This window comes from Brucella sp. NBRC 12953 (assembly GCF_040369775.1).
GTDB classification, from domain to species: Bacteria; Pseudomonadota; Alphaproteobacteria; order Rhizobiales; family Rhizobiaceae; genus Brucella; species Brucella pseudogrignonensis.
Genome location: NZ_BAABSV010000001.1, coordinates 1 through 19,726 on the forward strand (window position 1 = coordinate 1; position 19,726 = coordinate 19,726).

Genomic DNA, 19,726 nt, shown 5'->3' on the forward strand with positions numbered 1-19,726 from the left:
GTTCGTCGTTTCGATGACCAAGAGATAGGCCTTTCAATCGGCTGCGCCTAGCTACCGTTTGGTTCACAGATTGTATCTCAAAGAGTAGACAATAAACCCTTGAAACGGGCAGAATGTCCAAGACAACGCGGTTTATTCAAGTATATGTGAACAGTGTGAGGCGGAAAAATTGCCGTTTTGTCAGAGCGCTGACGGAGCTGTTTGGCTTGAAACCACGAACCAGTTGGGATTTTTCGCCAGGATTTGAGATGCGGCGGCATCCGCGCTTTGCTGATCTTTGAAGATGGCAAAGCAGGTGGCGCCTGAGCCGGACATTTGCGCATAAAGCGCGCCATGCGCACGTAGCAGATCAAGCTTGCCGTTAATCTGCGGGGCAAGAGCCAGCGCTGCTGCCAGGAGGTCGTTACGGGTTGAGCCGAGATATGTGCAGATGCTTTCCACATCGCCATATGCAGGTGCTGGGAGCTGCTGATTGTCACGCTTTGTCAACGCACGGAAGACATCGGGCGTTGCAACAGCGGTGCCATCATTGACCAGCAGTATCGGAAACGATGGCATTTGCGGTATTGCAGTGAGTTGCTCACCGATGCCACGCGCAACAAGCGGTGCACCGAGAGCGGCACCATGCAGACACATGGGAAGGTCGGCGCCCAACTTGAGCCCGAGTTCAGCCAGCGTGTCGAGGTCCAGATTGAGTCGCCAGATTTCGTTGAGTGCGAGAAGCGTTGCTGCCGCGTCGCTGGAACCACCGCCGATGCCTGACGCGACGGGCAAGTTCTTCTCTAAGTGGATTGAAACGGGGGTAAGCGAGCGATCCGCATGTGATCGCAAAGCGTCGCGCGCCTTGACGACTAGATTGCCGCTATCAAGCGGTATGCCTTGAGCAAAGCGCCCGCCAACGCTGAAACTGTCTTCGTCGGCTTCTTCGATGGTGATGCGGTCGCCATAATCCGCAAAGACGACCAGCATATCGAGCAGATGATAGCCATCATCTCTACGCCCTGTCACATGCAGCGCGAGATTAACCTTGGCCGGTGCCACGCGATGAACAGAAGGACGATCCAGAGTGGCAGCCTCAGCAGAATGATGCATTCAGAATGAAATCAATATTAGTCTTTTTTGACGTAATATTCGCCCGTCTTCGGGTCCTGAACCAGTGTGCCATGGGCGCGGTTCTGGGCCTCTTTTTCTGCCCGACGAACGCGCTGGGTAACGCGTACCGCTTCGCGCTTGAACGAGCGATAACCGTACCAGGCGGCAGCGAGTATCAACAGCAGAAAGATAAGCTGGGGCATGGCCTCTAATCCTCAGGCTAGCATAGGTTCCCGAAAGGCCTTTTCGGGATCACGGAGTGAAACTTATTCGCAGGCAGCATAACACTACTTTGTAGGATTATGCATCATATCATGGTGAAACAATGAATTTCAAAGGCCATATCGCGCCCAGAGCGCCTTTTCTTCGGCGACTGACAGAAGGCCGTCACCGAGATTAGCTGCGATCGCAGCAGGATCAATGCCACTAAGTGCTATTTCGACACCTGGTGCCTTACGTCCGAGCAGTCCGCGCTTGGGTTCAATAAGCTTAAGCTTCACCTTGTCACCATAGGTCTTGCGCAGGAAGCTGCGCATATCCCCAAGCCCGTCAATAAGGCCGAGTTCTTTGCCTTTAATGCCTGTCCAGAATAAGCCGGTGAAGAGGCTCTCGTCATCGGCGAGCTTGCTGCCGCGACGCTCCTTCACCATGTCGATGAAGGTCTGGTGAATTTCAAGCTGAAGCGATTTGAGACGTTCAATATCGGCTTCCTTCTCTGGCTGAAACGGATCAAGCGTCGACTTGTTTTGGCCTGCTGTATAGACACGGCGTTCGACGCCGATTTTCTTAAGCAGCTCCGGGAAACCGAACGACGCTGAAACAACGCCGATGGAGCCGACAATCGATGACGGATCGGCGATGATCTCATCACCTGCGAGGGCAATCATGTAACCGCCTGATGCAGCAGCATCTTCCACAAAGACAAAAACCCGCTTCTGATGCTCGTCGGCAAGATCGCGAATACGACGATATATGAGGCGTGACTGCACCGGTGAGCCACCGGGCGAATTGATGGAAATGGCAACCGCCGGTGTTTCCTTGTCAGTGAAGGCCTTTTCGAGCACAGCCGAAGCACTTGCGAGCGACAGCGATGGGCGCAGCGATGAACCGCCGCTCATGATCACGCCATGCAAACGCACAACAGGGATTTCAATCTCTTTTTTGCGAAAACGACGCGGAATGAAGCGGGACAATATTCCTGACAAATCAAACTCCAACCTGAAAAATACTTGTTGCAGCGAATGTAGGAAGCAAATTGGCAAACACAAAGAAAAATGCCCGGAATTTCGTTCCGGGCATTTTGTTTTCGTCAGTTTTTCGGCTTCGCGAGCATTCTGAGCAGTACATAACCACATATTGCAGAGAGTGCGGAGCCCGTTAGAACGCCGATTTTGGTCTCGGCCTGTAATAGTTCCGACTGATAGGACAAAAGCCCGATAAAAATGCTCATCGTGAAGCCGATGCCGCAAAGAAGTGAAACACCATATATCTGCCCCCAGCTGGCGCCCATTGGCCGCTGTGCCAGACCCGTTTTGATTGCGAGCCATGCAGCACCAAACACGCCAAGCTGTTTGCCGACAAAAAGACCGAGCATGATGCCAAGCGGCAGAGTATCGAAGATGATGGAAGGCGTCATTCCGGTGAACGAAATACCGGCATTGGCAAAACCGAACACTGGAACGATGAAGAAAGCGACAGGTTTTGCCAGGGCGTGCTCCAGCGTATGAAGTGGCGAAGTCATATCATCCGGCTTCGCTTTGGCGGGCTTCAGCGGGATCATGAGAGCTGCGACAACGCCTGCAACGGTCGCATGAACGCCGGAATTGAGCACGAAGAACCACAATATGGCAGCGCCAATGAGATAGGGTAGCAGTTTCATCACGCCCAAACGGTTCATAGCAAACAGAACGGCGGCGGTTGCAAATGCTGCGCCCAGATAAGGCATGGAAATCTCGGCAGTATAGAAAATTGCAATGATGATCACTGCTGCCAGATCATCGAGAATGGCAAGCGTAGCCAGAAAGACCTTGAGGCTTGACGGCACGCGTGATCCGAGCAGCGATAAAACACCAAGCGCGAAAGCGATGTCGGTGGCTGACGGTACAGCCCAACCGTGCACTTTTTCTGGATCGTTATAATTGAAGGCAACAAAAATCAGTGCAGGTACGACGACGCCGCCTGCAGCAGCTATGCCCGGCAAAATGCGATTAGGCCAGCTTGCAAGTTGGCCATCGAGAAACTCACGTTTTATCTCAAGTCCGACCAGCAGAAAGAAGATGGCCATCAGCGCATCATTGATCCAATGCGAAAGACTGAGGGGACCAATATAGGACTGCAATGCGCCGAAATAGGCCTTGGAAAAAGGCGAATTCGCAACGATCAGCGCGAGCGCTGCAGCGGCCATGAGAACAATACCACCAGCAGATTCGCTGTCGAGAAAGCGACGCATGATGGAAACGGGGCGGACGGGCTTCGGATGTGACGTCATTATTCTTCTTTTCAGGTTATTTCCGGAGCGTCTACTTCGTAGAGCGTGAGGTTGCGATCCGTAATGCCAAGTCTTGGCCATTCGGAACGCCACTTCCCTATGTGGTCAGACACGAAGTGTTTGTCCAGTGAAACCCGATCTCGCCATAGCTCTTTTACATGAATGACGTTTGTTTCAAGTACATCTTGAGAATAAGAATACGAAAGGCAGCCGTCCTCTGCGCGACTTGCTTCAATCATCCGCTGCATAACTGGTCGAGCTTCATCAAGTTTTTCCGCTGGCAAGCGAATCGTTCCAACGATCAGAAGCATGTCTTCAGTTTTCCAAACTATATTTTTTGCAGATCCTATCGCCTGATGTGCGATAGGTGCGAAACCCCATCGCTTCATAATAGGCGAGGCCCATATCGTTATCGGCGCCGATGGTTGCGTCGATATCAGTGATCTCTGCCGCTTCTGCCGCCTGACGGGTTGCTTCGAATAGGGCCGATCCTACGCCTTTACGGGCAGCACGCGGACTGACATGGGTGCCGATAATTCCCCAGCCGACCGCGACGCCATAGGGATTGTCTTCGGTCGCATGTTTCAGTGATTGAAAACCTAGTATCTCGCCATCAGCAACTGCTACGTGACATTCGATCCGGTTCGGATCGGAAATATAGCGCTCAATGACATGGTCGCGATCATAATCCCGCTGGCGTCCGGTTGCGTCGATGATCTCTTTGAGAATGCGGCTCATGCCATCCGCATCGTCAATTTTGACTGGTCTGATTTCCATGAAGCCCTCGCTTGTTTCAATCACGGAAAGCCATTGGATCAGCGCTCTCGCTTCCCGCATGGCTTCGGTCTGGTCATTGTAAAGCCCGGATGCGTAAGTCGTACCCCAATAAGTGTAGGGTCCGATCTCAGGCACTTCATCCAGAAACTCTTGGGTTTCTTCAAAAGAATAAAGCCCGTTTCCATGATCAAAAAGTTCGAACCGGGCCTTTCCGTCGGTGCGATCAACCGCGTTCAGACATTTTTTCACGGGTTTTTCTAAAGTAGCGAAGTCTGGCCGTTATTAATGGCTGTGGCGCGTGGCGTGAAATCATTACCCGCATCGCCGTGCAGAATAAGGGCTGGCATGAGCGAAAGGCCTGCACGGCTACCGCGAATGCCGGTAATCACGATGCGGATGGCCGCCGCGTCAGGGCGTGGCAGGATCGGAATGATCTTCAGTCCGCCAAAACGTCGCTCAAGCGCTTCCAATATCGGCGCGAGCGAAGCAGGGCGTGCGATAATCGAAACGCCGCCGCCGGGCCGCAGAAGCGCCGATGCGGTGCGCAGCCATTGGTCGAACATGCCTTCGGGCATGACATGCGCTTCAGCTTTCACGGGATCAGGTGTCGAGCGGTCGCTCGCCTCATTAAAAGGCGGGTTCATGATGACATAATCGAAGCTGTTATCGATCAGGCCAGCGCTGGCCCGCGCCTTGCCGGTCAGTGAGACATCGGCTTCCAGAATCTCGATACGGTCGCGCAAGGCGGTATTTAGTGGATGGTTGACGCTCTTATGTGCAAAGTTAAGCATAAAGCCCGAGCGTTCGATGAGTGTAGCGCGCGCGTTCTTGCAGCGGGCAGCCACCGCGAGGCCTGCAGCACCTGCACCACTGCCGAGATCGGCAAGGCGGCCTGAGAAACCATTTGGCACGCTGCTTGCGAGAATCATTGCGTCTACACCGGACCGATGGCCTTTCATCGCGGGCTGCACGAGATGAAATGCACCACGATGAAACACATCCAGCGTTTCTTCCACGGTATCCTGTGCGCGCTCGGAAATGTTATTCGTCATGGTCTTTGAGTTCATGTTCCAGACCGGCATCGATCAGGTAACGTCTGGCTTCGTCCAATCGGTCTTCCTCGACGAGGAATCGCCTAGGTATAACGCCTAATGAACCTTCGAGAATGCTCATATTGGTGTCGGCAATGAAGTAAATGATGCCGGCCTCTTTCATAAGAGCTTCGGCAACGGACAGGAGAACGGAATCATTTGTGCGCATAAGTTCGATCATTTCGACAATGTGTAATCAATAGACCGCATTGACAACTGCTTCCTTCAATGGTGAACAGGCTCTGAATAAAAAGCTTGGGCGTTGCAGGGGCTGTTAAGCGTCTTGAGCATTCTGATCCGCACAAATAGTGTGGTCGGCAGCTAGGAGTAACGACATTGGGTGTGGTTTTGAATCTTGACGGGAAACAGAAGCGGGAAGGATCGGTTCAGCCTCTGGTCGACCTGACGAAGGCCGATATGGGCCGCGTGAACGAAATGATCCTGTCCCGTGCGGGCTCCGATGTCGAGATGATCCCGGAAGTGGCGAACCATCTCATTTCATCTGGTGGCAAGCGCCTCCGCCCAATGATGACGTTGGCTGCTGCCCGCATGTTTGGCTATGAGGGTGACGGGCATGTCCGTCTCGCAACCTCGGTGGAATTCATGCATACCGCAACTCTTCTGCATGACGATGTGGTCGATGAAAGTGATCTGCGTCGAGGTAAAAGCACGGCGCGCATGATCTGGGGCAACCAGGCAAGCGTTTTGGTTGGTGACTTCCTGCTCGGTCAGGCTTTCAAGATGATGGTCGATGTCGGCTCGCTCGACGCTCTTGATGTTCTTGCAACTTCCGCTTCGGTTATTGCTGAAGGCGAAGTGATGCAGTTGGCTGCCGCCAAGAACATGGAAACCACAGAAGACGAGTATCTGGCCGTCATCAAAGCTAAAACCGCAGCGCTGTTCTCGGCTGCTGCCGAAGTCGGTCCGATCATTGCTGATGCGAAACCTTCCGATCGTGCAGCCCTGCGCGACTACGGTCTTAATCTTGGCCTCGCTTTCCAGCTTGTTGACGATGCGCTGGATTATGGTGGTTCGGCAGCCGATCTTGGCAAGAACACCGGCGATGATTTCCGCGAAGGCAAGATCACACTGCCAGTGATCCTGAGCTATCGCCGCGGCACTGATGAAGAACGCGCTTTCTGGAAACATGCAATTGAAGAAGGTGCGAGCGACGACGCTTCGCTTGAAAAGGCCATTGGCCTGATGACCAAGCACGGTGCAATCGCTGACACTGTACAGCGTGCCCGCCATTTCGGCGAAATCGCCCGCGATGCCTTAGCGCCTTTGAAGGCCTGCCCTGAAAAGGATGCGCTGATTGAAGTCATCGACTTCTGCATCAGCCGGGTAAACTAAGGTCATTGTAAAATTTAAAGAATGGCATCCTTCACGGATGCTTTTTCAAGCATGTCGCCTGAAAGTGGAAACCGGTTTCAGGTTGACGACATGCTGATAAGGAGTAACAAAAAAAGCATCCTTCACGGATGCTTTTCTTGCACTTGGACCCCAAAAAGGCCATGCTTGAGGTGCCTCTGAATAGGGGATCTTATACGGAATCGGAAAGAGGACTGGGCTTTATGCGGCAGGGATCTAAACGTCGTCCGCTTTACGGATTGCTTCTTCTGGCTTTGGCGGGAGTGGCGATACCGGCAAATGCGGCAATGGCTAAAACAAGCACAGATCCAGTCTCGCAAGTGCGTGCCGGTTCATTTGCCGGCGCTTATCTCGCAGCGCGCACAGCTGAAGCCGACAACAACATTTCCGCAGCTGTCGATTTTTATCGTCAGGCCATGGCGTTTGATCCGGGAAATGACATCATCAAGCAGAACCTGCTATTGGCGCTGTTGACGGAAGGTCGTTTCAAGGATGCTCTGCCGCTTGCCGAAGAGCTTAAAGATCAGCCGGAAATTGAGCGCTTTTCACGCGTAGCACTGGCAATCGATGCCATTTCCAAGAAGCAGTATCGCAAGACCGGCCCGCTTCTGATGTTGTCGATTCAGTCCGACATGGACCAGCTCGCGACCAGTCTCATGAGCGCATGGGTGAAGGTCGGGCAGGGCAATCCAAAGCGTGCGCTTGCCGATGTTGTGAAGATCAACGGTCCTGAGTGGTACGGCCTTTTCCGCATTTATAATGCAGCGCTTATCGCCGACATTGCGGGCGATAAGCAGGATGCACGCAATTATTATCAGCAAGCGCTCGATGATCGCGCTGGTGGTAGCGCAGCGCCTGATACCTATGAGCGTATTGTGATGTCCTATGCCGCATTCAAGCTGCGTCAGGGCGATAAGGCCGGTGCTGTCAAGATTCTCAAAGACGCTGAAGAGCTTCTGAATGGCCGTATGACGATCACAGAAATGCGCGAAAAGATCGAGGCCGGACAGAAATACCCTCGCCTGATCGATACGCCGCAGCAAGGTGTGGGCGAAGTGCTTTATACGCTTGGCACTGCGATCAATCGCGGTGGTGCAGAAGCATTTGCGAAACTGTACCTGCAAATGTCGTTGCCACTGCGCCCAGACAATGATGCTACGCTTTACCAGCTTGGAGATATTTCGGCGAAGCTGCGTCAGCCGGAAAAGGCTGTCGAATATTATGCTCGCGTTCCCGAAAAATCGCCGTATCAGCGTGATGCGGAAATGCAGCGCGCGCTTAATCTTGCTGAAAACGAGAAGACTGGCGAAGCAATCACCCAGCTCAAGACCTTGCTTGAGCGCGACAAGACGGATCTGCGCACCTATTTGGCGCTCGGTGGTGTCTATGCGCAGGACAAGAATTTTGCCGACGCTGCAAAAATCTATGATGCAGCGGTAGAACAGATCAAATCGCCGGAACGCAAGGATTGGCCAGTGTTCTACCAGCGCGGCATCGCGCATGAACGGCTGAAGGAATGGGATCAGGCAGAGCCAAATTTCAAGAAGGCTCTGGAGCTTTATCCTGATCAGCCACAGGTGCTGAATTATCTTGGTTATTCATGGGTTGATCGGGGTGAAAATCTCGATGAAGCACTGAAAATGATCAAGAAGGCAGTCGAACTGCGTCCACAGGATGGTTACATCGTCGATTCGCTCGGCTGGGCTTATTACAAGCTAGGTCGTTATCCGGAAGCCGTGGTCGAGCTTGAAAAGGCCGTGAAGCTTCGTCCGGAAGATCCGACGATCAACGACCACCTTGGCGATGCCTATTGGCGTTCGGACCGTCAGCTTGAAGCGACTTTCCAGTGGAACCACGCCATTGCTGGCAAGCCTGAGCCGGAAGAGCTGGCCAAGATTGAAGAGAAGCTGAAAAAGGGTCTGGCTCCTGATCCAAATCCTTCGGAGGCGCGGGCTCAGGACAAGAAGCCTGAGCCGACAAAAGCGCCTGAAACCAAAACCGAATAATTTCAAAGCCCGGAAGTTTGATCGATTTCCGGGCTTTCCATTTCTCTATGCAGGCGTGGGCAGAGTTCAGCGATCAAATGTCATGCTTGACCGTGGCAGGCGGACAAATTAGACCGGGCCATCATTTCAATAACAAGGCCTGACCCCGTGTCCAGTACGTTGCCAGCACATATGCACCCCACCCGTTCCTTTCAGGGCTTGATCCTGACGCTCCATAACTATTGGGCGGAACACGGTTGCGCTATTTTGCAGCCTTACGACATGGAAGTGGGGGCGGGTACGTTCCACCCGGCGACGACTTTGCGTTCGCTGGGGCCAAAGCCTTGGAAAGCTGCCTATGTGCAGCCGTCGCGCCGTCCAAAGGATGGCCGCTATGGTGAAAATCCAAACCGCTTGCAGCATTATTATCAGTATCAGGTGATCATCAAGCCATCGCCGCCGAACCTGCAGGAGCTCTACCTCGGTTCGCTGCGTGCTATTGGTCTTGATCCGACGCTGCATGACGTGCGCTTTGTGGAAGACGACTGGGAAAGCCCGACGCTCGGCGCTTGGGGCCTTGGCTGGGAATGCTGGTGTGACGGCATGGAAGTGTCGCAGTTCACTTATTTCCAGCAGGTTTGCGGCATTGAATGCTCGCCGGTTGCGGGTGAGTTGACCTATGGTCTTGAGCGCCTCGCCATGTATGTGCAGGGCGTGGACAATGTCTATGACCTCAACTTCAATGGTCTCGAAGGCGAAGAAAAAGTCACCTATGGCGACGTTTTCCTACAGGCTGAGCAGGAATATTCCCGCTACAATTTCGAAATGGCGAACACCGATATTCTGCATCAGCATTTTATCGATGCAGAGCGCGAATGTGCTGCGATTTTGAAGGCTGGCAGCACGGGCGAAGGCTCGCTGCATAAATGCGTTTTCCCGGCTTATGACCAGTGCATCAAGGCATCACATGTCTTCAACCTGATGGATGCGCGCGGTGTGATCTCGGTCACTGAACGTCAGAGCTATATTCTGCGCGTGCGCAATCTCGCGCGTCAGTGCGGCGAAGCATTTTTGCTCACCGACGCCGGCGGCTTCAACCTTAAGAACGAGGCTGTGTAATGCCTGATTTACTGCTCGAACTTTTCTCGGAAGAGATTCCTGCTCGTATGCAGCGCAAGGCTGCGGGTGATTTCAAGAAGATGATCACCGATGGTCTGGTGGAAGCCGGTCTGACTTATGAGGCCACGACCGCCTATTGGACCCCACGTCGTCTGACGCTCGATGTTCGCGGCCTTACTGTGCGCTCGAAAGACGTGCATGAAGACGTAAAAGGACCATCCGTCACGGCACCGGAACAAGCCATTCAGGGCTTCCTGCGTAAGGCTGGATTGACCGATGTGTCTCAGGCGCATGTGCATTCCGATCCAAAGAAGGGCGATTTCTACGTTGCTCATCTGACCAAGCCGGGTCGCGCTGCGGAAGAAATCATCGCGGAACTCGTGCCGCAGACAATCCGCAACTTCCCTTGGCCAAAGTCCATGCGTTGGGGTGCGGCTTCATCAAAGCCGGGTGCGCTTCGCTGGGTGCGTCCGCTGCAATCGATCCTCTGCACCTTCGGCCCTGAAACCGAAGAAACGGTTGTGGTTGAGTTTGACGTTGATGGCATCAAGTCGAGCAATGTCACCTATGGTCATCGTTTCTTAAGCGATGGTCAGGCGATCAAGGTGCGCCGTTTTGACGATTACGTCGAGAAGCTCGAAAAGGCTTTTGTGGTGCTCGACGCCGAGCGCCGCAAGGAAATCATCTCGCAGGACGCGAATAACCTGGCTTTCGCCTCCGGTCTGGAACTGGTCGAAGATGCGGGTCTCCTCGAAGAGGTTTCTGGTCTGGTCGAATGGCCTGTGGTGCTGATGGGTGAGTTTGAGGAAGAGTTTCTGGCGATCCCGCCGGAAGTCATTCAGCTGACAATCCGCGTGAACCAGAAATGCTTTGTCACCCGCAAGCAGGGTGAAACGGAAGCGCTGTCGAACAAGTTCATTCTGGTATCCAACATCGCAGCACGCGATGGCGGAACGGAAATCGCTTACGGCAATGGCAAGGTTGTGCGCGCACGTCTCTCCGATGCGCTCTATTTCTGGCACACCGATCAGCACGATCTGCCGGACCTCGACAAGCTTTTGGCATCTGGCGAAAAGTTCGACCTTGATTTGAAGAAGCCGCTTGATCAGCGCATGGCGCGTTTGGATGCACTCAATGTGACCTTCCATGCCAAGCTTGGCACGCAAGGCGCTCGCGTTGAACGCATTCGCGAACTGGCAAGTCAGATTGCGCCGCTCGTCGGTGCCGATCCGAAGCTTGCAGCGCGTGCGGCAGTTTTGGCTAAAGCCGATCTGACCACGGAAGTTGTCGGCGAGTTCCCTGAACTTCAGGGCGCAATGGGTCGCAAATATGCGCTTCTTCAGGGCGAGGACGAATCCGTTGCTACGGCTCTCGAAGAACATTACAAGCCGCAAGGCCCGTCTGATTTCGTACCGAAGAATCCGGTTGCCGTTGCTGTCGCTTTGGCTGACAAGCTCGACACGCTGGTTGGCTTCTGGGCGATTGATGAAAAGCCGACTGGATCGAAAGACCCGTTTGCTCTGCGCCGTGCAGCTCTTGGTGTGATCCGTCTGGTTCTGTCACAAGATTGGAAGTTCCCGCTCTTGCCGCTTCTGCGCTCGGCTTATGCCGCGCTGAAAGAGGGCCAGGTTCAGCGCAAACTGCGTGAGTTTGAAGCCAAGCTCGCAGATGAAAAATCTGGCGATGTTGATGGCGAACAGGACGTCGATAACGCATTGCGCAATCTCGAAACGCAAGCGCGTGCTGAAATCGAAGCCAATGCTGAGCCGCTGTTGGCTGACCTGCTGTCGTTCCTGCATGACCGTTTCAAGGTTCACTTGAAAGAAGACGGCGCACGCCACGACGCAATTGATGCGGTTTTGACTTCGGATGCCGACAATCTTCTGCTGGTTGCCCGTCGTCTGGAAGCCTTGATCGTCTTCATCAATGAAGAAGATGGCAAGAACCTTCTGGCTGGCACCAAGCGCGCGGCCAATATTCTGGCTGCGGAAGAAAAGAAGGGCACCAAGGTCGCCCAAAGCGTCGATGCGGCTCTCTTGAAGCTTGATGAGGAAAAGGCGCTTTATGCGGCGGTAACCCTCGCAGCTCAGGAAGCCGAAGAAGCTATTGCCCGCGAAGATTTCGGTGGTGCAATGCTGGCTCTGGCCAAGCTGCGCGGTCCGGTCGATACCTTCTTTGAGAAGGTATTGGTCAATGATGAGGACGAAAATGTCCGCGCCAATCGCCTTGCACTGCTTGAACAAATCCGCACTGCCACCAGCAAGGTGGCCGATTTCTCGAAGATCGCCGGTTAAGACAAAAAGGGCGCTTTCTAGCGCCCTTTCTTTTTGTACCTCATTCCTATCTTGCATGAACTGCGCATATGAGTCCCTTGCTCTAAGCCCATGTGTTGTGTAGCTACAGCGGCAGGAGAATGACCTTGGCCGATATTCTGGAATTTGACGATAAAGCTGTTTTACGCGCGGTGGCTGTGCTCACCAGTGGCGGCCTTGTCGCGATTCCTACAGAGACGGTCTATGGTCTTGCGGCTGACGCAGCGCATGGCGAAGGCGTGGCTGGTATTTTCGCCGCCAAAGGTCGCCCGCAGTTCAATCCGCTGATTGCGCATGTCGATAGTATTGCCATGGCCGAGCGTTATGTGACTTTTGACCCTATCTCACGCAAGCTCGCGAAGGCTTTCTGGCCGGGGCCGTTGACACTTGTTCTACCGCTTAAAGCGAAGCAAGACACGATGCGCCCAATTCATCCGCTGGTGACCGCGGGGCTTGATACGCTCGCCATTCGTATGCCAACCGGCCAAGTTCGCGATGTTATAAACCAGCTCGACAGCCCTGTTGCTGCACCAAGCGCCAATACGTCAGGCCGTATCAGTCCGACATCTGCGAAAGCCGTTGCGGATGATTTGGGCAATAAGATCGACATGATCCTCGATGCCGGTCCTTGTGGCGTGGGCGTTGAATCGACCATCGTCAAGGTTGAGGGCGAGCGCGTGCGTCTACTGCGCCCCGGTGGTTTAGCCGCAGAAGAGATCGAAGCACTAATTGGCGTTAAGCTTGAACGTGCTGAGCATAATGCAGCCATTCAAGCGCCGGGCATGATGGAATCCCATTATGCGCCTGATGCCTCCGTGCGGCTTGATGCTGCAAGCGTTGATGAGGGCGAGGCTTTGCTGGCTTTCGGGCCGAACCGAGTGGCCGATGCCGATAAGGCCGTTGCTGCTCTCAACCTCAGCCCATCGGGCGATTTGCGCGAAGCGGCCAGCAATCTGTTTGATTTCATGCGTAGGCTTGATGCAAGCGGCGCACGTACCATTGCTGTTGAACCCATTCCTTTTGATGGTCTCGGTGAGGCTATCAATGATCGTCTTAAACGCGCGGCGGCCCCGCGCTAGTTCCCCAAACTGACAAGAGAAGCACATGCTCGACACCGCCCTGATCGAACGTTTTGCAGCCATCGTTGGCGAAAAGAATGCGCTGACCGCGCCGGAAGATATTGCGCCTTTCATGATCGAACAGCGTGATCTCTATCAGGGCCGTTCGCCACTGGTTCTGCGCCCCGCTTCAACGGAAGAAGTTTCCGCAATTCTGAAACTTGCCAATGAAACCAAGACGCCGGTTGTCCCGCAGGGCGGCAATACTGGCCTTGTTGGCGGTCAGACGCCGGATGAAAGCAACACCACGATTGTTCTGTCGCTTGGCCGCATGAACAAGGTCCGCTCGGTTGATCCGGTCGGCAATCTCGTGACGGCGGAAGCCGGTGTGATTCTCAAAAACCTTCAGGACGAAGCGCAGAAAGTGGGCCGTCTGTTCCCGCTGTCGCTTGGCGCGGAAGGTTCCTGCCAGATTGGCGGCAATCTTGGTTCAAACGCTGGCGGCACGGCTGTTCTGGCCTATGGCAATATGCGCGAGCTTTGCCTCGGTCTTGAAGTGGTTCTGCCAAGCGGCGAAATCCTCAACGATCTGCGCTACGTGAAGAAAGACAACACCGGCTATGATCTCAAGGACCTGTTTGTCGGTTCGGAAGGCACGCTTGGTGTTATCACTGCTGCCGTTTTGAAGATTTACCCGCAGCCAAAGGGCAAGGGCGTTGCCTATGCCGGTCTTCGCAGCCCGGAAGACGTGCTTCGCCTGTTCCAGCTTGCCACCGAACATGCAGGCCCGTCGCTCACTGGCTTTGAACTGATGCCGCGTGTCGGCGTTGAGTTTACAATTGCTCATGTCGACGGCGTTCGCGATCCGCTCGAAAGCCAGCATGACTGGTATGTGCTGGTGGATATTTCTTCGACCCGTTCGGAAGACGATGCACGCACGACGCTTGAAACGATCCTGACGGAAGCGTTCGAGAACGACATCATTCAGGATGCGGCGATTGCCGAAAGCGTGGCACAGGCGCAGATGTTCTGGAAAATGCGTGAGGAAATGTCCTGGGCGCAGAAGCCGGAAGGCGGCTCGATCAAGCATGATATCTCGGTGCCTGTCGCAAAAATCCCGGAATTCATTCATGAAGCCAATGCGGCAACGCTGGAAATGATTCCCGGCTCGCGTATCGTTTGCTTCGGCCATATTGGCGACGGCAATCTGCACTATAATGTGTCGCAGCCGGTGGGTGCCGACAAGCAAGCTTTCCTTGATCGCTGGCACGATCTAAATCATCGCATTCATACAATTGTTGCTTCTTATACCGGATCGATCTCCGCAGAGCACGGTATCGGCGTATTGAAGCGCGAGGAGCTCGCCTTCTTCAAACAGGACGTAGCTCTTGAATTGATGCGCCGTATTAAGAAATCATTCGACCCGAATGGCATTATGAATCCGGGTAAAGTGCTGTAATTCCAGCAAATAAGAAGAAATTAAGGCGGACAGGAAACTGTCCGCCTTTTCATTTATGTAAACGCAAATTAGCAAGAATTACTGACTTCTTACACCTGGTTGTAAAGCAGTAACCAAATGAAAAAGCAGGGAAAAGTTAACCTAACGCGTTAAGCGCATCGGTAATAAACGCGGTCTATTCTCCAAATCAACAAGAGCGAACATCGCTCAAAAGAGAAGCCGGAATAACTGGCTCTCAAAAAACAGGCAGAGATAGACAGAGGCGTCGAAAATGATGAGCAGCGGACTTAAGAAGCCAGAATGGGCAGGTCAGGAACTTCGGCTCGATCCGTTTCACCTTCCGCAGGTTGTGACCTATGCGGCAGAAGATTGCGATGCAGACGTAACCTTCACCATTAGTGAACGTGGTGCGGTTATCCGCCAGATCCTGCCATCGAGCGGCTTGCCAATGTCGCTCGCTCTTCCGATCAACGCATTCATCGGCGTGACAGCTCGCGCTGTCGAAGACGAGTTTGGCGAAATCACCGTAACGCTTGAACTGATGCATGAAGATCCGCAGCTTTCTGTGCCGCTGCTGGTTGCTCACGACCTGACCGATGTTGCTGCTGACTGGCGCGCTTGGGCTGCAACCTTCAACCTACCAATGATGCTGGTGGAAGAAGACGGGGTTGCGCGTCCGCTTTATGAAAGCACTGGCCCGGTTCGCACCGGAGAACCACAGGCACGCCGACAGGGGCAGGAACCGCGCCGCCGCCGCCCTCGCTTCCTTGCTCGCCGCAAAACCGGTTCGCTGGGCGTGCGCATGGTCATTGAAGGCCGTGAGATTATCGCTCGAAACTAGAACGCATCCCGAAATTCGCTCCAAGAGCTGCTTCAAAGCGATACGAATTTCGGGTTCGCCATACTAGCAGGTCATCACATTCGCGTGTGAACACGTTCTCGTCGGATTTCTATACTATCTAAGGAATAACGCACCGCTCGGTGGTCGTCTGGAAAGATGAAGGACCTTTCCAGACATCAAAGGCCTCGATGCCGGAGCAACCAACTTGGCTGACCTCCAGCAAGCCACCCGGATGGTAACCCCATCCGGGTAATTTTTTATTCAGATTACTTTTTGCGGCTGAGAAACGCCATTACGGCTTCGCGCGCTTCGCTCGACGTAAGCCGCTCGGCAAAATGCTGTGCTTCTCTTGAGATGCGATCAGCAACAGGTTCGGCAGGCATACGCATCAGGCTGCGAGCAATCTGCATGGCCTGCGGAGGCTTGGCAGCAATTTCCTCTGCAGCTTTCAGCACTTCTGCTTCCAGCTCGCTGCTTTCGACAACCTTATAGACAATGCCCGCTTCAAGTGCCGCCTGCGCATCGAAGCCATGCCCCAGTGCGAGCAATGCAAATGCCTTCTGATGCCCCATCAGCGATGGTGCAAGCAGGCTGGAGGCCGCTTCCGGTACGAGTCCGAGATCAACAAAAGGCGTGCGAAACAACGCATGGTTAGTTGCAAACGTCAGGTCGCAATGAAGATGGATTGTCGTGCCGATCCCGATAGCCAGGCCATCGACGCCGGATATGACCGGCTTCTTCGATCCCGATAGGGCTGCGAGAAAATTCAGAATGTCATTGCCCATATTGCCGTCCGACGCGGCAGCCATGAAATCCTGCATGTCGTTGCCTGACGAGAATGCGCCGGGCACGCCCAAAAACACATGCACGCGCACCGCATCATCGGCATCGCCATCTACAAGCGCCTTGGCCATTGCCGCATACATGGCGCGGGTGATGGCATTTTTCTTGTCGGCCCGATTAAGCCGGATGATCTGCACTGCACCTTTGCGTTCGATCAGAACATGCTCGCTCATAATCGGACCTCCAGCGCGGATTTTGCAGCTGCAAGGCTGACTGCGCCGCTGATGACGGTGTCCTTGAGGGATGAGACTTCCGCAAGCATGTTTTCGGCAAAGAAGCGGCAAAGCGCAGCGCGGCCGGCATCGTCACTGTTAAGTGCTGCGCGCGCGAGATAAGCGCCGCCAGCAGTCAGGGAAAGCAGGCGCTGATACGGCGTTGCGCCAGCCAGCGCTTCTTCTGTACGGCCTTCACTTGCCGCCTTTTGCAGCCATTCAGTGGCTTCACGCGCTTCGTTGATGGCTGCCGAAAGACGTGAACCCGTTTCGCCAAGTTCAGGACGGTTCGATTTTGTCGCTTTGTCCGCTTCTTGCTGCAGTTCGGCGAGATAGTTGCTGATGCGCTCACCATTGCCGAGCGGTAACTTGCGCAGCACAAGGTCAATGGCCTGAATGCCATTTGTACCTTCATAAATCGGAGTAATGCGGGCATCGCGAAGGAGTTGTGCTGCACCGGTTTCTTCGATGAAGCCCATGCCACCATGGATCTGCACGCCAAGCGAGGCCACATCCACGCCGACGTCAGTTGCAAAGCTTTTGGCCAAAGGTGTGAGCAGCCCGGCGCGATCCGACCAGAATTGTGCGTCAGCACCCTCTGTTGCATGGCTCATATCGATCGCATGGGCGCATGAATAGGTGATGGAGCGGGCAACCTGCGTCAGCGCCTTCATGGTGAGCAACATACGTTGCACATCCGGGTGCTCGATAATTGGGCTCATGCCAGCCTTCGGATCGGCACCCAAAGCACGGCCCTGCTTGCGCTCTTTGGCGTAGTTCAATGCCTGCTGATAGGCGGCTTCCGCTACGCCGACACCCTGAATACCAACCAGCAGACGAGCATTGTTCATCATGGTGAACATGCAGGCGAGGCCGCGATTTTCTTCGCCAATCAGATAACCAACGGCACCTGTTTCCTCGCCTTTCACGAACCCATCGCCATAGATCATGGTGCAGGTAGGGGAGGCGTGAATGCCCATCTTGTGTTCCAGGCCCGAGCAGAACAGATCGTTGCGCCGACCGAGCGAACCATCTGCATTGACGAGGAATTTTGGCACGAGGAACAGCGATATGCCCTTGGTTCCTGCAGGTGCATCAGGCAGGCGAGCCAGCACCAGATGCACAATGTTGTCGGTCAGGTCATGTTCGCCATAGGTAATGAAAATCTTCTGGCCAAAGATACGATATGAACCGTCATCGCTGCGCTCTGCACGCGCACGCAATGCACCGAGATCAGAGCCCGCCTGTGGCTCTGTCAGGTTCATTGTGCCCATCCACTCGCCGGTGATGAGTTTTTCTAAATACGTGTCTTTCAGCTCTTTTGAGGCGTGCTTTTCCAGTGCTTCGACCGCGCCCATGGTGAGCGTAGGAGCGATAGCAAACGCCAAAGTGCCGGAGTTCCACATTTCACTGACAGCCACCGACATCATGGTTGGCAGGCCCTGGCCGCCATATTCCGGCGTGCCGGTTAGTGAATTCCAGCCGCCCGCAATCCAGTCGGCATAAAGCTCTTTCCAACCGGGCGCCGTCGTCACAACGCCGTCTTTGACGGTGGCACCATGCCTGTCGCCGGTGATGCGAAGTGGTTCCACGCGCTCGGAGGCAAACCTACCTGCTTCTTCCAGAATAGCTTCCGCCAGATCGGCGGAAAATTCGGGGAAACGCTTCTCTTCAATGGCTGTTTCAAGGCCTGCGACCTTCATCAGCGTATGGGAAATTTCGGAAACCGGCGCGCGATACATCTTTCCTCCACTTGGCCTTTGTATGGGTCTCTCCTCGGAAACCCGTCCCGCGGCCAATCAGGCAGCGGGAACATAATGGCTATTGATATAAGAGCTATCGGCTTATTACGTAAACGTCAATATTGTGAATTGTCTTGTTGGATCACGTTCGATTTCCCTGGGTGGTCGCAACCTCGCGCCAGATTTCCTTTTACAGCGCGAAGAAAACGCAAGTTTGTTGCGTGACAGAAAACAAACCATCTGGTAGGTTTCTTTATGTCAATCGCTAATCGTCGCCAGAAGAACCCTCAACTTGTCCGTTCGCAGCTCATTGAAAGTGCTGTCGAGTTGGCACTGGAGTCTGGTTTGAATGCGGTGAGCCTTGAGGCTGTGGCAAGTAGAGCTGGCGTCACGAAGGGCGGTCTGCTGCACCACTTCGCAAACAAACAATTGCTGATTGATGCAGTCTTTGACGAATTGGTACTGGATTTTGAAACTGCCCTGCGAGCCAGAATGGCGAATGACCAAGAAACTCGCGGACGTTTTACAAGAGCCTATCTTGAGCTGGCGATAGAGGCGCAAGAGGATGACAGTCGTGTATGGGCTTTATGGATATCGGTATTTTCCGATGCAAGACTTCGCGATGCCTGGGGCCATTGGCTTAATGCGCGGCTCGAAGAATACGGCGACACGGAAAGCGGGGCAGATATGGAAGCGGTGCGTTTTGCAGCTGATGGAATCTGGCTGAGCCATATGGTTGGCGTCGTCCCGAATGACTGGTCAGCACTTCGGAGCCGTCTGGTGAAAATGATTAGTGATTAAAGCATTTCCGGCAAAAGTGCGAAGCGGTTTTGCGTAAGAATAATGCATAAAAACAAAAAGATAGAGTGGTTCCAACAGTTTAATATTAACTGGAGTCACTCTAATAACTGGCTTTACCAACAAAGTTAAATCTCATGAAAAACTATCTGTTTCTCGGTGTTGCTATCGTTGCAGAGGTAATTGCGACATCTGCGCTCAAGGCGTCCAACTCTTTTACAGTTATGGTTCCAACCTTCACGATGATTGTTGGCTATGCCGTGGCCTTTTATTTTCTTTCCCTGACATTGCAAACCGTTCCGGTAGGTGTCGCTTATGCGATCTGGTCCGGCTGCGGTATCGTTCTGATTTCTGCCTTTGGCTGGCTGGTCTATGGTCAGAAGCTGGACTTGTGGGGAATGATCGGAATCGGCTTCATAATTTTTGGTGTGCTGATTGTTAATTTGCTCTCCAAGTCATCAGTGCATTAGAAAGCGCGCGAAGGTTACGTTTTCTCATGCTCCAATCCGAAAATAGACCTTTAAAAACAAAACACTGC

The 19,726-nt window shown here is 53.8% G+C and carries 19 protein-coding genes; 9 read left to right on the top strand and 10 right to left on the bottom strand.

Annotation, left to right across the window (positions count from 1 at the left end):
• Nucleotides 1–180 precede the first annotated feature (180 nt).
• From ABWV94_RS00005 to ABWV94_RS00040, 8 genes are all read right to left on the bottom strand, one after another.
• Nucleotides 181–1,092 (bottom strand): 4-(cytidine 5'-diphospho)-2-C-methyl-D-erythritol kinase, encoded by a 912-nt coding sequence (locus ABWV94_RS00005; RefSeq protein ID WP_113498410.1) that lies wholly within the window; start codon nt 1,090–1,092, stop codon nt 181–183.
• Between the two features lie 17 nt (nt 1,093–1,109).
• Complete coding sequence (locus ABWV94_RS00010) at nt 1,110–1,295, bottom strand: hypothetical protein (protein ID WP_007873680.1); 186 nt, start codon at nt 1,293–1,295, stop codon at nt 1,110–1,112.
• Nucleotides 1,296–1,424: 129 nt separating this feature from the next.
• Nucleotides 1,425–2,297 (bottom strand): S49 family peptidase, encoded by an 873-nt coding sequence (locus tag ABWV94_RS00015; protein ID WP_064320234.1) that lies wholly within the window; start codon nt 2,295–2,297, stop codon nt 1,425–1,427.
• Between the two features lie 104 nt (nt 2,298–2,401).
• Entirely contained in the window at nt 2,402–3,580 is a 1,179-nt protein-coding gene (nhaA, locus tag ABWV94_RS00020) for a Na+/H+ antiporter NhaA (protein WP_113498408.1), read from the bottom strand.
• 11 nt (nt 3,581–3,591) lie between these two features.
• Complete coding sequence (locus tag ABWV94_RS00025; RefSeq protein WP_007873683.1) at nt 3,592–3,891, bottom strand: putative quinol monooxygenase; 300 nt, start codon at nt 3,889–3,891, stop codon at nt 3,592–3,594.
• A 4-nt stretch (nt 3,892–3,895) separates the two neighbouring features.
• On the bottom strand, nt 3,896–4,606 hold the full coding sequence (locus ABWV94_RS23345) for a GNAT family N-acetyltransferase (RefSeq protein ID WP_445558123.1): 711 nt from the start codon (nt 4,604–4,606) through the stop codon (nt 3,896–3,898).
• Between the two features lie 8 nt (nt 4,607–4,614).
• On the bottom strand, nt 4,615–5,409 hold the full coding sequence (locus ABWV94_RS00035) for a tRNA1(Val) (adenine(37)-N6)-methyltransferase (RefSeq protein ID WP_408913584.1): 795 nt from the start codon (nt 5,407–5,409) through the stop codon (nt 4,615–4,617).
• Nucleotides 5,399–5,629 (bottom strand): putative signal transducing protein, encoded by a 231-nt coding sequence (locus ABWV94_RS00040; RefSeq protein WP_007873690.1) that lies wholly within the window; start codon nt 5,627–5,629, stop codon nt 5,399–5,401. Before ABWV94_RS00040 ends, ABWV94_RS00035 begins: the two co-directional genes overlap by 11 nt.
• A gap of 155 nt (nt 5,630–5,784) precedes the next feature.
• Between ABWV94_RS00040 and ABWV94_RS00045 the strand changes: the two genes are divergently transcribed.
• The 7 genes from ABWV94_RS00045 (at nt 5,785) to ABWV94_RS00075 (ending at nt 15,593) form a co-directional block, all read left to right on the top strand.
• Nucleotides 5,785–6,801: a polyprenyl synthetase family protein gene (locus tag ABWV94_RS00045; protein ID WP_007873698.1), complete on the top strand. Its 1,017-nt coding sequence runs from the start codon at nt 5,785–5,787 to the stop codon at nt 6,799–6,801.
• A gap of 221 nt (nt 6,802–7,022) precedes the next feature.
• Entirely contained in the window at nt 7,023–8,825 is a 1,803-nt protein-coding gene (locus ABWV94_RS00050) for a tetratricopeptide repeat protein (protein ID WP_353412408.1), read from the top strand.
• Between the two features lie 171 nt (nt 8,826–8,996).
• Complete coding sequence (locus ABWV94_RS00055; RefSeq protein WP_105518217.1) at nt 8,997–9,923, top strand: glycine--tRNA ligase subunit alpha; 927 nt, start codon at nt 8,997–8,999, stop codon at nt 9,921–9,923.
• The gene (gene glyS, locus ABWV94_RS00060; RefSeq protein WP_113498406.1) at nt 9,923–12,217 is read left to right on the top strand and encodes a glycine--tRNA ligase subunit beta; all 2,295 of its coding nucleotides are present in this window, start codon (nt 9,923–9,925) and stop codon (nt 12,215–12,217) included. Before ABWV94_RS00055 ends, glyS begins: the two co-directional genes overlap by 1 nt.
• A gap of 119 nt (nt 12,218–12,336) precedes the next feature.
• Entirely contained in the window at nt 12,337–13,314 is a 978-nt protein-coding gene (locus ABWV94_RS00065; protein ID WP_502905147.1) for an L-threonylcarbamoyladenylate synthase, read from the top strand.
• A gap of 25 nt (nt 13,315–13,339) precedes the next feature.
• The gene (locus ABWV94_RS00070; protein ID WP_113498404.1) at nt 13,340–14,752 is read left to right on the top strand and encodes an FAD-binding oxidoreductase; all 1,413 of its coding nucleotides are present in this window, start codon (nt 13,340–13,342) and stop codon (nt 14,750–14,752) included.
• A gap of 271 nt (nt 14,753–15,023) precedes the next feature.
• The gene (locus tag ABWV94_RS00075) at nt 15,024–15,593 is read left to right on the top strand and encodes a DUF6101 family protein (protein ID WP_007873714.1); all 570 of its coding nucleotides are present in this window, start codon (nt 15,024–15,026) and stop codon (nt 15,591–15,593) included.
• Nucleotides 15,594–15,859: 266 nt separating this feature from the next.
• On the opposite strand, the gene ABWV94_RS00080 is transcribed toward ABWV94_RS00075, so the two are convergent.
• Nucleotides 15,860–16,609 carry a crotonase/enoyl-CoA hydratase family protein gene (locus ABWV94_RS00080; protein ID WP_113498402.1) on the bottom strand — a complete coding sequence of 250 codons (750 nt, stop codon included), beginning with the start codon at nt 16,607–16,609 and terminating at the stop codon, nt 15,860–15,862.
• Nucleotides 16,606–18,390, bottom strand: coding sequence for an acyl-CoA dehydrogenase family protein (locus ABWV94_RS00085; protein WP_353412412.1), 1,785 nt, complete (start codon nt 18,388–18,390; stop codon nt 16,606–16,608). Before ABWV94_RS00085 ends, ABWV94_RS00080 begins: the two co-directional genes overlap by 4 nt.
• A gap of 255 nt (nt 18,391–18,645) precedes the next feature.
• Here ABWV94_RS00085 and ABWV94_RS00090 point away from each other — a divergent pair, with 255 nt between their 5' ends.
• Together ABWV94_RS00090 and ABWV94_RS00095 are read left to right on the top strand one after the other, a co-directional pair.
• On the top strand, nt 18,646–19,191 hold the full coding sequence (locus ABWV94_RS00090; protein WP_113498398.1) for a TetR/AcrR family transcriptional regulator: 546 nt from the start codon (nt 18,646–18,648) through the stop codon (nt 19,189–19,191).
• Between the two features lie 134 nt (nt 19,192–19,325).
• Nucleotides 19,326–19,658 carry a DMT family transporter gene (locus ABWV94_RS00095; protein WP_007873721.1) on the top strand — a complete coding sequence of 111 codons (333 nt, stop codon included), beginning with the start codon at nt 19,326–19,328 and terminating at the stop codon, nt 19,656–19,658.
• Nucleotides 19,659–19,726 lie beyond the last annotated feature (68 nt).

Coding starts and splice junctions, on each gene's coding strand:
- ABWV94_RS00005 (WP_113498410.1), bottom strand. CDS start 1,092: ATGCATCATTCTGCTGAGGCTGCCACTCTGGATCGTCCTTCTGTTCAT.
- ABWV94_RS00010 (WP_007873680.1), bottom strand. CDS start 1,295: ATGCCCCAGCTTATCTTTCTGCTGTTGATACTCGCTGCCGCCTGGTAC.
- nhaA (WP_113498408.1), bottom strand. CDS start 3,580: ATGACGTCACATCCGAAGCCCGTCCGCCCCGTTTCCATCATGCGTCGC.
- ABWV94_RS00025 (WP_007873683.1), bottom strand. CDS start 3,891: ATGCTTCTGATCGTTGGAACGATTCGCTTGCCAGCGGAAAAACTTGAT.
- ABWV94_RS00035 (WP_408913584.1), bottom strand. CDS start 5,409: ATGACGAATAACATTTCCGAGCGCGCACAGGATACCGTGGAAGAAACG.
- ABWV94_RS00040 (WP_007873690.1), bottom strand. CDS start 5,629: ATGATCGAACTTATGCGCACAAATGATTCCGTTCTCCTGTCCGTTGCC.
- ABWV94_RS00050 (WP_353412408.1), top strand. CDS start 7,023: ATGCGGCAGGGATCTAAACGTCGTCCGCTTTACGGATTGCTTCTTCTG.
- ABWV94_RS00055 (WP_105518217.1), top strand. CDS start 8,997: ATGCACCCCACCCGTTCCTTTCAGGGCTTGATCCTGACGCTCCATAAC.
- glyS (WP_113498406.1), top strand. CDS start 9,923: ATGCCTGATTTACTGCTCGAACTTTTCTCGGAAGAGATTCCTGCTCGT.
- ABWV94_RS00065 (WP_502905147.1), top strand. CDS start 12,337: ATGACCTTGGCCGATATTCTGGAATTTGACGATAAAGCTGTTTTACGC.
- ABWV94_RS00070 (WP_113498404.1), top strand. CDS start 13,340: ATGCTCGACACCGCCCTGATCGAACGTTTTGCAGCCATCGTTGGCGAA.
- ABWV94_RS00075 (WP_007873714.1), top strand. CDS start 15,024: ATGATGAGCAGCGGACTTAAGAAGCCAGAATGGGCAGGTCAGGAACTT.
- ABWV94_RS00080 (WP_113498402.1), bottom strand. CDS start 16,609: ATGAGCGAGCATGTTCTGATCGAACGCAAAGGTGCAGTGCAGATCATC.
- ABWV94_RS00085 (WP_353412412.1), bottom strand. CDS start 18,390: ATGTATCGCGCGCCGGTTTCCGAAATTTCCCATACGCTGATGAAGGTC.
- ABWV94_RS00090 (WP_113498398.1), top strand. CDS start 18,646: ATGTCAATCGCTAATCGTCGCCAGAAGAACCCTCAACTTGTCCGTTCG.
- ABWV94_RS00095 (WP_007873721.1), top strand. CDS start 19,326: ATGAAAAACTATCTGTTTCTCGGTGTTGCTATCGTTGCAGAGGTAATT.